We start from the raw sequence: 12,792 nt of genomic DNA, 5'->3' as shown, positions 1-12,792 counted from the left end.
TTTTAGCTTTTCAAAAATTCTAATCTAAAAGAATCCAGGATCATAAGTTTCCTCAAGTTCTTTTATCGATTTTCTTCGCTTGCTTTTCTGAGATGGTGATAACTCCATAACATCAATTAAACTAAGAACTTCTTTTAAAACAGAGGTTTCGTAAGCTCTGCTCTCTTGTTGCTCTTTGTTTTTAAGAACAGTGTATAGAATGTGAACCACATCTGGTTTTTTCGGGAAAAACTCGAAATCGGTCTTTTCAATCAAATTATTTCTGAATTGTTTTAGTAACCTGTCGAGCTTGGTGATCGTAAGATCCTGAAATGTACTCTCTATGTCCATCATCAGATCTCTAAAATAAAATTCTCTTCCGAAATATTTCTTCGGATTGCTGAACTTGATTTCGTGTTTTATAACATCCTCCTGAGGAAAACACCCCTTAATCAATGTGCCTTTCACTTTGGCGTTTGCAACAGCATCATAGACTTTGTAATGCAATCCTAATTTCGGATTTCCGAACATTTTCATATTACCTTTATTATACTCCAAATCCCAATCTTTCAACCCCATTAAATTTTTCAGATAAGTTTTTGTATCAACGGTCATTTTTTCGAATGCACCATATTCAAAATCAAGGACTTTGGAATTTTCAATATCTATTTTTAATAACTCCTTTATTTGATCCGCAAATTCAGCAATTCTGTCTTCGTGGAATCTAACATGGTTGTGTCCATACAGGAAATACGGCATGCTGGATTTTAAAATGACACTTCCGTCTTTTTTGAAATACAACGCAATATTTTTCAGATGCTCATCATCTTTGCTATCAATGGTGTACTGATTTTTCAATACAGGATGCTCTCTTAGATTTTCCATCTTGATACCCGTGGCATCTTCTTTTGAAATTCTTAATGCGATAAAATCCACTTGGTTATTGTAGAAATTAATTGATTTTGATTGTCTCATTTCTGTTACATTTTTGTGGTTATTGATTGTTTTGTTTTCGGCTGTATCGGCTGTACTGCCGATGAATTCTACTTTTGACATGATATTTTATTTAATTGTTAATAATTCTTATTTAGTGGGCTTCCGCCCAATTAGCACCTTTGCCAAGTTCTACTATAAGAGGTATAGAAAGTCTTACCACGTTTTCCATCTCATGTTTTATCAATTTTTCCATGATTTCCACTTCATTTTCAGGAACTTCAAAAAGCAGTTCATCATGGATTTGAAGGATTATTTTGGACTGTAATCCCTTCTCTGTAATAGCTTTATCACAATTCACCATTGCCATTTTGATAATATCGGCTGCACTTCCCTGTACAGGAGAATTCATCGCCAGACGTTTTCCTTTTTCACGAATCTTAAGATCATTGGAAGAGAGTTCAGGGATGGGTCTGGTTCTCCCAAATAATGTTCTGGAATAGCCGTGATCATCGGCATAATTTATTAAACCCTCCAAGCAGGATTTTACACCACTGAACTTGGCAAAATATTCCGACATCATTTTTTCGGCATCTTCCTTAGAATGATGTTTCTTTGTAATTGTTGTAAGGGATTCTGTCAATCCTACTGCTGACATTCCATAGATCAATCCGAAATTGATGGTTTTCGCAATCTTTCTCTGCTCTTCCGTTACTTCCGAAACCTTGCAATTGAACACTTTAGAAGCCGTCAATATGTGAATATCTATACCTTTATTGTATGCATCAAGTAAAAAACTGTCTTGGCTCATTTCCGTCATCATCCTAAGTTCAATTTGTGAGTAGTCTGCACCAATTATTACACAGTCTTTTTCAGCAATAAAAACCTCGCGCAGTTCCGAAGCAAAGACCTTATTTTTATTGGTTTCATTTTCTTTATCTTTTAACTTTACATTGGGAATATTCTGTAAATTCGGATCACTACAGCTAAATCGTCCTGTCGCTGTTCCTATCTGATTTAAGTTACAATGAAGTCTTTTGGTCTTTGGGTGAACTTCTTTCAGCTGGTTACAGAAGCTTAACAAGGTGTTAATTTTCCTATAATCCAAGATGAGTGGTACAATTTCGTGATCGTCTTTAAGTTTCTCTAAGTGTGACTTATCAACAGAAATCAATCCTGATTTACCTTTGGAAGTAACTTTCGGTTGAATTTCCAACGTCTCAAAAAGCAGAGTACTCAGCTGTTCATTGCTGTTAAGATTGATTTCTGTTCCTGCAACCTCCATTATTTTTTCGGAGGTCGTCTGTAGTCGGTTCAATAGTTGATGGTCTACACGTTCTAATTTCTTCGTGTCTATTTTAACACCATTGGATTCGATTTTAACGAGAACACGTATCAAATCGTGTTCTAACTGATTAATTGTTATTTTCATTTTAGTTATGATTTAGTTGTTGAGTTAAATAATAATACAATTGCAGGGTCAGATCCACATCTTCACAAGCATATTTGGTAAGTTCATCTTTCGGAACTTCGGTGATAACTCTACCGTTTAACATTTCTTCAAAGGAAATTTGGTGGTATTGCAGATGCAGTTCTGAAATTTCCTTTAGTCCGTGCGTTTTACGGTTGGGGTTCAAGAGATAATCTAAAATCATTGTGTCAATAATTTCACCTTTAATTTCAATTCCGTACTGATGAAAGAATTTTAAATCAAACTTCGCATTATGAAAGACTTTTGTAATGGTCTCATCTTCAAGTATTGGTAAAATTGGCTGTAAAAATTCTTTAACCTGAGCTTTGTTCTTATAAAAAGGGAGAACGATGTTAAATCCTTTTCCTTTTTCAACAGATACAGCAACACTCACTATATTGTCTTTAAACGGGTCTAATCCCGTAGTCTCCAAGTCTATGACGAGGATCTTTTTTTTATTCATTTTGTTACGTTTTAGTTGTTAATTTTTAGGGGTATTCTCGGTACTGAAAAATTTCTGTAACTGATTGACTAACCGTGTCATTTTATTAGCGGTATCAACCGTTTTGTAATCAGTTTTGATGTCATTGATTGTCAGAAGGCTCTGCTTTTCCTTTGTTTCTTCGGTAATGATTTCAATAAATACTTTGGTATTACTTGGAGTTTCTACATAGCTTATACCTTTATATTCCAGATACTTTTTAAGCCTTATGGTAAATCCCCTCAAACTCAGTTGATACCTCCCTGACCCTGTCGATTCTTTTCTGAACTCTGCGAACAGTTCTTTTTTGTGAAGTTTGGTTTTAGTAAGCAACACCTGATCTAAGAATTCCACCAGTTCCAAGCCTACCTCGCTGATCAATTTTCTTAACTCTAAGTTGATAGAAGGAGCTTTTACTAATCCTTTCTCAAGGTAGAGTTGAACGCAGTACAACATGTAGTGGTCAAACCCTAACCATTGCTCCTCGTTCCAATCATCAAAGAAGTGATGTCCGAAATCATCATAAACCGTTAAATCTTTACCATAGTGGGGTGAGAGTTCAATTTCATGTTTCCTTCTTTCGGTACTGTTTCCTGAGGGAGATTTTACATAGTAGTTGCTTGTGATGATCATTTTCGGACCATACGCAAATGCGATGAAAATATCATGTTTGTACTTCCTGCTTATTGTAAAACCATCTGTTATCCTGCCAAAGAATCCCTCGAAGTTCTGATTGTCTTTAATATCATTGATTGCTACAATACTGGTGAAAGGTGTTACCCTTTGGAATGCAAAACCAGAACTGCTGGAAAAATCTTTCCCCGAAATATTACACAAATAGCGCATATAGCTTAACCCCCTAACTAACAATGATTTTCCTGTTCCTCCCTCTATCAGTCCGATTTCATTAACAACGCTATCAAGCAGTATCACCGCCTTTGCCAATGCAGGGTTCTGAAACGTATGGAGCATATAACCAATCATCGCTTCAAAAGCAATCATTCTTTCATGGATATTTCCTGCTACATTATGTACAAACTGACGAAAAGGAATGAACGAAGTCAGCAAATGATCTCTGATAATGAAATTTCGTTGGATAATCTGTTCTTCCATAACGTGACTATCCAAATCTGAATAGCTTAAAGGAGCGATCACATCTTTAGTTACCTTGACAACGGTGTTTTTAAAGAAGAAATAGCTTATTTCCTGTGTATCCCGAAGAGGGTTAAGCTCTTCGTATTTCATAAATGATAATGCTGCATCTTCTGAAATTTGCCTCGCTTTGTTGATCCATGCGTTTTTGATTTCATATTTGGTTACTCCGTGTTCAAGCTCTGATTTCTGATCGAAGTTTTCATCAAGGTACTCCAAGGCTGTCTGTATAATGTCCGATTTGCTGACAGTTTTTACAATATTATCCTGTATTCTGACAAGATGCTCAACTCCAAATATTTTAGTTCTTCTGAATCCTAAATCTTCGGTATATCCTATATAACCGTAAGTATCAAACCTTACTTTACCTTTATCAGTAACTTCAAATGGAATTTCTATTTTTTTACTGTTCTCCATTTTATTTATTTGCTTTTTTGATTTGACTTCAAAAATTGTTCAACTTCCGACAGTTTGTACCTCGGTGATCTGCCGAAGTATTGAGTCGGAAAGTCTCGAAATTTTTTTCTAAGATTATATAAATGCGAGGTGGAAATGTGGAGCAATTCGCACAGTTCATCGGCTTTCAAAAATCTTTCCTCGTTTGGCTGTACACTTCCAAACAAGCTGGAATGCTCCGTTAGCTGAGATAGTACTCTGTCAGCTATTCGGCTTTCCAACTCGGAAACGAATTTTGAAAAATGATAAGTGAGTGCGTCTTTATCCTTCATTACTTTCGCATTTATAGGAGCAAAAGTAGCGGGATTGTCAACCTAAAGGAAGAATGCGTAATTTCTTGGAGGATGTATGAAAATTTTACGCATTTTCAGAGATTTTTGATTTTTTGTGTAAGACAGCTTTCAACGGTTTTTGTGGAATCTTTTTCTATTGATTCACTGACAGATTCCCTAATATAAGGAAACGCATTATAAAGTGCTATCATAAAGTGATAACGAAGAATTTTAGGCGGGGCGATCTTTTTTGGATTGAGATAGGAATAGTAGCCAGTTCTTTTGGGAGTAGTATCGACTTTTTTATTGTATTTTGTTATATACGACTCATAAGTACGATGTTGTAATATTTTATCTTTATATGTCTTATATAAGATATTCACACAAGATTCAAGATCGGATTTACGCCCCACATTCAAGTGTAAGAATTGTAGCTCGTAAATGTTTGCAGGGAATTCAAATGCATTATAAAACAGCTTATCAATCAGCTCATAATCCAATATACCTTTCAGAATATTATGCATATCATTTCTAAAGGACAACCGTACTGTTTTATCTATATATAAGGGTATTCTGCTGTGGACTTTAAAATCATTAATATTTTCTCCTTTCTTTAATTTCAAAGTTATCTTTTGCTTCAGAGGTTGGCTGGTAGCTAAATGTGTTATAAAATCTGATTCTTTAGTTTTTGTTACAGCAGCATTCAAATAGTAAATTTCTTTAAATCTGGTGGTTTCAGTATTTACCTTTTTAAGCAGTTTTTCCGCATTGGTAAGAATCATAGATAAATAATCTTTCACTTCATCAAAACCATAAGAGTACACTATATTTTCCGCCCATTTATGTATAAAATTCCCTTCTTTGTAATCAAAATATTTGGAAGCATATACAAAAAGAAAATATTGTTCCTCAGAGGTGAATTTTTTCATGCAATCCTCAAAATACTCTGGATTAAGATTTTCCTCTTCCAAAAGCTGATCTAAAAACGTGAAAATCTTAACAGCAGATTTAATTGGTATTTGAGTTATATCGTGTTTAGACATATTAGGAGGACTTTTGGAAGAACTAAGATAAAAATATTTGGTGGAATTGGAGGGAATATTGGAGATCGTGAAACAATACTTTCGTTATTTTATATGGTTAACTCATCTAAATTATTTTTCCACATTACAAAGCCTTTTTTATCCTCAGAATAGTTATGAATTATTCTGCTGAAATGTTCAGGATTAGTTTCTAAAAATACCTGTCTGCCATGTTCTTTTATAATATTTAACTGAGAGTCAATTTTATCTACTGTTTTCACTAATGCTTCTTTGCTTTTTACTACGTGCCAGATATAAGAAGCTTCTTCAGTGTCTAATGTTTCTAATACTATATGATAGTAGTGCTTTCCTGCAATTAAAAATACAAAAGAAAAAGGGCTTAGTACAAAACGTATCTTCATCACACTACTTTCATGTTTATCTGCCAAATATTGTATTTGAAGCGAATGTTTATAATTTTTACTGTTCAAAATATTTTGTAAAATACTTTCAGCATTAGGATAAATACTCTGATTGTTTTGGAGTTCGTCAGCGGTCAATACATTTTTTCCTTTAAATAAAGGCTTTTCAATTAGACTTTTATTTAGAAATTGAAATTTCACCCCTTCAATAAGTTCTTTGTTAATCCTTTCTATATCCTCAGAAGTTGCAAGTTGTGAAACCAGTTTACCGTTCTCAAATTCGGCAAACAATTCAATTGAAATTGTTTTGGATTTTAGAGTTTTGATAAAATATGGTTTTAAAACCTCAAATTCGGGTAAAATTTCCAAATTCTCAATATTAAATTCAATATCTGCATTTATTTCTTCGACAAAATAATTAAAAGTAGTACTTCCATAATGAAAATCTAAACTTTCAACGGATATTTTTATTTTCTTCTCTATACTGATAACTGAATTTGAAGAGATAATTTCTTCTTTTGGCTCATCAAATAAGGTGGTTTGTTTATTTATTTTTCTATAGTAAGCATTGCGTTTCAAAAACAACTTATTGAGATACTCAATTTTTATATCTCGATAATCATAAATAATAGGATTAATTTCTGAACGCTGTACTCTTCCAATATACTGTATAGCTTTTCCCTTAAATGAGAAAGGATATACCAAAAATAAACAATTTATATTTTTTAAGTCAGTTCCTTCTCCAAAATATTGCCCAGTAGTAATTAATACCTGAAAAGCACCGTCCTTTAAAATATTCCACTTATATTGTCTATTATTTTCTGTATCATCACCGCTCAATGTTACTGTTTCATATAATGGCTTCAAGAAGAGATATAATGTATCAATATGTTCCTTTCTTTCGGTAATAATCACAACCTTTTTTCCTTGATTAAGCTCTGTTTTCACATCGTTTAAAATCAGTTTATTCCTCGAGGAATCGTGAATTAAAATTCTCGACAAAGTTTCAAAATTATCTGTTTTTGAATTAAAGGGAACATCGAAATTAGTATTTCTGATAATAATTTGTGCGTGTTTATAATCTTCAATTTCAATAGGTAGAACATTTGCAATAACATCTCCAAGATAAGCGAAAATTAATTTATCGTCATTATACTTTCGAAAAGGAGTTGCTGTTAATCCATACAAACAAAATGAATTAAAACTTCCAATCGTTTTTCTGAAAGTTTCCGCTGGAATATGATGGCATTCATCAACGATAATCATTCCAAAATAATTCTGAAGAGCCTCTATTTGTTTAGGAATACTTTGAATGGTTGCAACAGTAATTTGTTTTCCTATTTTAGTTTTTCCTTGCCCAATAATTCCAATCTCTTGTTTAGGAATTCCTAAAAATGCTTCTATTCTTTCTAACCACTGTTCTAATAATTGTTTACGATGGACAATTATTAATGTAGGCTGTTGTTTTTCGGCGATAATTTTTAATGCGATAACCGTTTTCCCTGAAGCGGGTGGCGCAACAATAACTCCAAAATCTTTTTTAGATGTATCCGAAATCACTTTTTGTTGATGATTTCGTAGTTGAGTTGTGAAAACGAAATTGATACGCTGCTTTTGTACTCGTTTATCAATAAATTCAAAATCAATCTTAGATTCTCTGCAAAAGCGGATGAATTTGCCAATAAAACCTTTTGGAATTATAATTTCATTTTCAGTTTCTTCAATCAAATTAAAGTACCGTTCTGTTCCAAAAGTATTTTTCCCTGATTTCTTTTTAATGAAAAATTCAGAGTTAGCAAAATTTAGCTCTTCTTTAATAAAATTAATCAAAGGAGTGGTCAAACCTGTTCTATTGATCCTTAGTTTACTATCTAAAGTTATAATTAAGCTATCCCCAACTGATTTTAAAATATGAGAATCCGATAAAGTAGAAAATTCTTTATAAAGTTCATCAAGTCTTTCGATAGAATTTCTTTTGATACTTTTTAAAAATAGCCATTGATTGGAAATTGGCTCAAAGGTTTCAGAATCAATAAAACAACTATTTCCTTTGTCAAATGCTTCTTTATATAATGGTAGCGCTATGAGATTTCCTAAGCCTTTACCCGATAAAAAATCCTGATTAGGAAAGAGGCGATCAAAGCTGGAATTTCTATCGAATATGGAAAAAGATCCTATTTTCTCAAGTATAGAAATAAAGATCTTCCTACTTCTTATTGCAGGATATGGCTTTTCAAAGAAGATCCAAACATGTCCTCCATTTCCTGAACGAGATCGTTCCAGATAAGTGTAAATATTCTTCTCTTTACAAACTTTTATAAAATCAGTTGCTTCCTGTTTCCAATCCTTTTTATCAAAATCAGCTACTAAAAACCAAGAAGTATTATCTTTTAATAGAGGATAAGTACCAATCTGCTGAATCCCATCCAAATGTTTCTGAATCTCCATATCGGAAATAGATAAATAAGACTTATTGGAATAGCTTTGAAAAGTTCCACCATTCATTTTATGAGTACGGTAATGATAAGGATCATAAGTGTAAGCGGGCATATAACCATTTTTACTTCCTTTTTCCCATCGTATAGCAAATACGTCATCACGTCCTCTAAAAAGAGAACGAAAAAGGTGAATCGATGGAGAATGATTATCATTTTTCATTTTTAACTTTCAATCATTGTTATGTTTTTCGATGGTTAAAAATATAATAAGACTTTTGGAAAGACTAAGATAAAAATATTTGGCGGAATAGGATGGGATATTGGAGATTGACGAAAATGGAAATTTTCTCAATCTCTTTAGGCAAAGGGAGTACAGATACAAAATAGTAAAATAACTTCTCTGATTTTATAATCACAAGATCATTTTAATTTTTATTTTCAGAAGTAAGTAGATTCAAACAAAGTCAATACAGGAGGGAGTTTCCGAGAAAGTTTGAGCATATAATTGAGCAGTCGTGATTTTTAAAATAAAAAAGCCCCTAAAATAGGGGCTTTACAACTGTTTGTTGTGGTTTCTCCAGAACCACAATTTTTAATTTATAATTATTTATATTGATTTAATTTTTAATGTAACGTATTGGTTTATATATTGATTAATTCAATTTTATTTCATTGAATAAATATAGGTTAAGTTTTTTTGGATACAATTCCCGATACAATTGTATAAATTGCAACTTAAAATTAATAAAAATATGGCATCAGTTAATTTTTTCCTTAGAGGAAAAATAGTAGATAAAGAAAGTACAATTTGGGTACGGCTTAGAGATAAAGATATTGATATAAGTGTTCCTGTACCATATCTAACGTGCAAACCGAAAGAATGGAAAGACGGAAAGTGTAGGGTATCTTCAAAAAAGATGTTTGAGAGTGACACAGAAACGATAAATGTTAGGTTGTCAAAATTGGAAAGTGAGATAATTTCTAGGTATGCAGTGGATAATCCCGAACATGAATCAAAAATTTGGTTGAAAGAGGTTATTTCACCGTCTCAGAAGTCAAACGCAGAAAATATCTATTCTGATAATGTTGTTTCTTTTATTGAGAAGTATATAGAAATGAAAAGAAACCAAATTTCGGAAGCAACATTAAAAATAGCCAATAGTACCAAAGAATTGATAGCCCGATACGTGTTGTACAAAAAGGAATCTAATAAATTATATAAAGGTTTGTTTTTCAAAGATATAGATAATCATTTTAGAACAGACTTTGAGAATTATTGTTTGCAAGATATATATCAGGTATCTACTACTTACAAAAATTTGAAATTCTTAAAAATGATGTGTGCTATTGCGGAATCACATGATATTGAAACACATAGAAACGTAAAGACATGGAGGTTTGAAATGGATAAGGTTTTGAGAAATACCCCTAAATCAGTTTACTTAACATTTGAAGAGCTTGACAAAATTGCACAAACCGAAATGCCTAACGACTATTTGGATAATGCAAGGGATTGGCTTTTGATTTCCTGCTATACGGGGCAACGAGTAAGTGATTACATGAGATTTACTTCCTCTATGATTATGGAAGACAGTGAGGGGCAGAAGTATTTGGAGTTCACACAGATAAAAACGGGTGCAAAAATGCAGATTCCATTACTAAATAAAGTTCAGGAGGTTTTAGATAAAAGGGGAGGCGAATTTCCACGTAAAATTTCAGATGTGAAATTTAATCTTTATATCAAAGATGTTTGTAGAATTGCAGGTCTTGATGAAATGATATACAATGGTAAAATGATGGTTATTGAAAGGGAGGGAAAAAAGAGTATTACTCGAAAGGTTTTTGGTGAATATCCAAAATATGAATTGGTAACCTCTCACATCGGGAGAAAGAGCTTTGCTTCAAATTTTTATGAAATAATACATACTACTTATTTGCTAAATGTTACAGGACATACTACTGAAAAGCAATTATTGGCTTACATTAACAAAACAGATGTAGAGAAAGCTAAATCAACTGCAAAAATCTTCACTAGTTTAGGATATTAAAAGTTAAAATTTGTTAAATTTTGTTTGGTTAATAAAAATAAGTATAAATTTGCACTTGAATTATTAGTTTGAGGTGTAATAACCAATTATTATAATTCAGAGTAACAGTTCTTTAAGATTATTTCAAGTATGTGATTATTAGAAATATTAATTATCAAAAACAAGTCCTACCATTGGAACGACCACGCCAACGCTTTAAAATCGTAAACAGTGGGGGGAAGGCAGAAACATTTTGTTTCATGTTGGATAATTGTGTTTTCTAACGTCAAAAAGTCGGTAAATTGAGGATTAGGCTTTCCTTGCAGAAAAAAGCACCGCAACGAATCTTTTTCAATGCGGATAATTCCGACCGAAGTAAATCATACTAACAAAAAGTCTCTCATTGGTGCGACCATACCGAGCATGATGCTAAATATTGGGGGGAGCGGGAATTTATTCAGGGGGATAATTATGTCTAATCAGGAAATAATCAACATTTTTTATTTAAAAATCTGAAAGGCTTCGGCTTGGGGGATGCACCCGTATAAAACGTATTCAGTAGGAAACTGAAAATATCTATTTTCAAATTCATGAGAATAAATATATCTGAATAATTATTATTATAACTAACTAACATATAGACTCAACCTTAACGGTTGGGTCTTTTTTTATGTCTAAACATCAATGAGGCTGTCCAAAAAGGGCAGTCTTTTTTTTATGACTGTATGTCAGGTAATTGAATGATAAATTAAAAACAAAAAAAATATACATTATGAACAATAACAACAATAACAGTAATGACAATCCATTACTAGTCCAAATGACAAAAGATGAACTAATCCGAGATGTTGAACAAGTAGTTCGTAAAGTGGTCAATCAAATTCAGATTGAGCAACAAGCATTAAAGAATGAAAAACTGACTTATACCCGTGATGAAACGGCTGAAATCTTAAATGTAAGCCTAACAACGCTTCATAACTGGAACAAAAAAGAAATTTTAAAACCATGTGCTAAAATTGGCAGAAACGTTTATTATTCTAAAAACGATATTCAAGCCCGTTTAAACGCTTAAATTTATTGTTTTGCAGTATGAATAATACGAATCCCTTGTCGTACTGTAAAAACCTCCTAAACACTCCTTAAAACAATCTTTTTAAACAATTCAGACAAAACCTTAGTATAAATATATAAGGGGGGCTATTGGTATGTCTGTACTTAAACAAACAACAAAATTATGATAGATTTTATTAAAGCATACACAAATACAAAAGAATCTTTAGAAAACAGAATTAAAAACGATTTTCCTGACAGTGAAACTAGGTGCAATTATGATTATTTCAATGAAGACCCTAAATATCCATGTTGGAGGCGTTTTGAAAATATTGAAGTTAGAATTACTGATAAATCAGCTTTTGTTAGAAACTCTATACACACATACTTTAATCTTAAAAATGGTTTTGCTGATGGCAACTATACAGATTTTTATTACCCCGATATTTTGACCTCTTTTGAGCAGCTTCAAGCCGACCTGGACGAAGATATTTCGGATTATAAAGTAACTAATTTGGAGTTTGGTTTAAATATACAGACCTCTTTAAGCCCTAAATCAATGCTCAATAACAACTTTTTGATGTATAACTTTGATGAGTTTAACCAACACGACACTTTTAAGGGGAAAGGGGCTTATAAGCAGTATAACCGTAATGAGTATTATGTAAAAATCTATGATAAAGGTTTGCAGTATGGTTTGGATTATAACCTGTTGCGGGTGGAAATTAAGATTATAGACAGCAAATTACTGAAAAAAAGGTTTGGAATCCGTACAGTTCGAGATATTTATGAAAAAATCAGGTTGGAATTATTGTTTAAATTTCTATTAGAACGTTTTGACGAGATTAACATTATTGATTGTCTTACTACTCAGGAAATTCGCGGGGAAGAAAAAACATTTTTGGAACTTGGCAAAAGTCCCCATTATTGGCGGGAAATAAAAAACAGTAAATCATCTACTTACTATTATGGTCTAAGGCAAAGGTACAATAAGCTACTAGAGACGTACCAACTTGATACCATAAAATTAGAGTTACGGGATTTGCTCGTAGCTAAATTTCAAACTTTGATAGGGGGATAGGGTTGAGA

The 12,792-nt window shown here is 32.5% G+C and carries 9 protein-coding genes; 3 read left to right on the top strand and 6 right to left on the bottom strand.

Annotated features, from left to right (window positions below):
* Positions 1-24 precede the first annotated feature (24 nt).
* From SOP96_RS09900 to SOP96_RS09875, 6 genes are all read right to left on the bottom strand, one after another.
* Entirely contained in the window at positions 25-1,035 is a 1,011-nt protein-coding gene (locus SOP96_RS09900) for a hypothetical protein (RefSeq protein ID WP_326320817.1), read from the bottom strand.
* Between the two features lie 31 nt (positions 1,036-1,066).
* Entirely contained in the window at positions 1,067-2,344 is a 1,278-nt protein-coding gene (locus tag SOP96_RS09895) for a DNA polymerase (RefSeq protein ID WP_326320816.1), read from the bottom strand.
* A 1-nt stretch (position 2,345) separates the two neighbouring features.
* Positions 2,346-2,846 (bottom strand): ribonuclease H-like domain-containing protein, encoded by a 501-nt coding sequence (locus SOP96_RS09890; protein ID WP_326320815.1) that lies wholly within the window; start codon positions 2,844-2,846, stop codon positions 2,346-2,348.
* Between the two features lie 18 nt (positions 2,847-2,864).
* Positions 2,865-4,433, bottom strand: coding sequence for a primase-helicase family protein (locus SOP96_RS09885; protein ID WP_326320814.1), 1,569 nt, complete (start codon positions 4,431-4,433; stop codon positions 2,865-2,867).
* Between the two features lie 406 nt (positions 4,434-4,839).
* On the bottom strand, positions 4,840-5,787 hold the full coding sequence (locus SOP96_RS09880; RefSeq protein WP_326320813.1) for a hypothetical protein: 948 nt from the start codon (positions 5,785-5,787) through the stop codon (positions 4,840-4,842).
* Between the two features lie 89 nt (positions 5,788-5,876).
* Positions 5,877-8,846 carry a TOTE conflict system archaeo-eukaryotic primase domain-containing protein gene (locus tag SOP96_RS09875; protein ID WP_326320812.1) on the bottom strand — a complete coding sequence of 990 codons (2,970 nt, stop codon included), beginning with the start codon at positions 8,844-8,846 and terminating at the stop codon, positions 5,877-5,879.
* A 532-nt stretch (positions 8,847-9,378) separates the two neighbouring features.
* Between SOP96_RS09875 and SOP96_RS09870 the strand changes: the two genes are divergently transcribed.
* The 3 genes from SOP96_RS09870 to SOP96_RS09860 all read left to right on the top strand — a co-directional run bounded on the left by SOP96_RS09870 (position 9,379) and on the right by SOP96_RS09860 (position 12,784).
* Complete coding sequence (locus SOP96_RS09870; RefSeq protein WP_326320811.1) at positions 9,379-10,674, top strand: phage integrase SAM-like domain-containing protein; 1,296 nt, start codon at positions 9,379-9,381, stop codon at positions 10,672-10,674.
* Positions 10,675-11,425: 751 nt separating this feature from the next.
* Positions 11,426-11,725 carry a helix-turn-helix domain-containing protein gene (locus SOP96_RS09865; RefSeq protein WP_326320810.1) on the top strand — a complete coding sequence of 100 codons (300 nt, stop codon included), beginning with the start codon at positions 11,426-11,428 and terminating at the stop codon, positions 11,723-11,725.
* A 162-nt stretch (positions 11,726-11,887) separates the two neighbouring features.
* Positions 11,888-12,784 (top strand): hypothetical protein, encoded by an 897-nt coding sequence (locus SOP96_RS09860; protein WP_326320809.1) that lies wholly within the window; start codon positions 11,888-11,890, stop codon positions 12,782-12,784.
* Positions 12,785-12,792 lie beyond the last annotated feature (8 nt).

The sequence above is a fragment of the Chryseobacterium salviniae genome, assembly GCF_035819015.1.
Lineage (GTDB): Bacteria > Bacteroidota > Bacteroidia > Flavobacteriales > Weeksellaceae > Chryseobacterium > Chryseobacterium salviniae.
The sequence above is the reverse complement of the archived record's forward strand: the minus strand, read 5'-3'. Positions and strand labels throughout refer to the sequence as shown.